The 271-nt window shown below is 46.5% G+C and carries 1 protein-coding gene; it reads right to left on the minus strand.

Features of this window, described 5'->3' with window-relative positions; genetic code table 11:
• Window positions 1–271, minus strand: a 271-nt coding sequence (locus tag FVA95_RS29820; RefSeq protein ID WP_149666980.1) for an MFS transporter, incomplete at both ends; no start/stop codon positions are given.

Consider the following 271-nt stretch of genomic DNA (forward strand, 5'->3'; position numbering starts at 1 on the left):
GCAAAGCTGCAACCAAGGTCGCCTTTCGGCCGATACGATCACCTAAATGTCCAAAGAGTGCAGCGCCAATCGGGCGTGCAATAAAGGCAATGGCGAAAGTTGCCAAAGACTGAATGGTTGCAGTCATTGGATCGGTACTTGCTGGAAAGAACAGGTACGGAAAAATAATGACAGCCGCAGTGGCATAAATATAAAAATCGAAGAATTCGATAGTTGTACCTACCAGACTGGCTGTAAGTACGCGGAATTTTGAGTTTACAGGCTGCTGTTC

It is taken from the genome of Pseudonocardia sp. EV170527-09, assembly GCF_008369905.1.
GTDB lineage: Bacteria > Actinomycetota > Actinomycetes > Mycobacteriales > Pseudonocardiaceae > Pseudonocardia.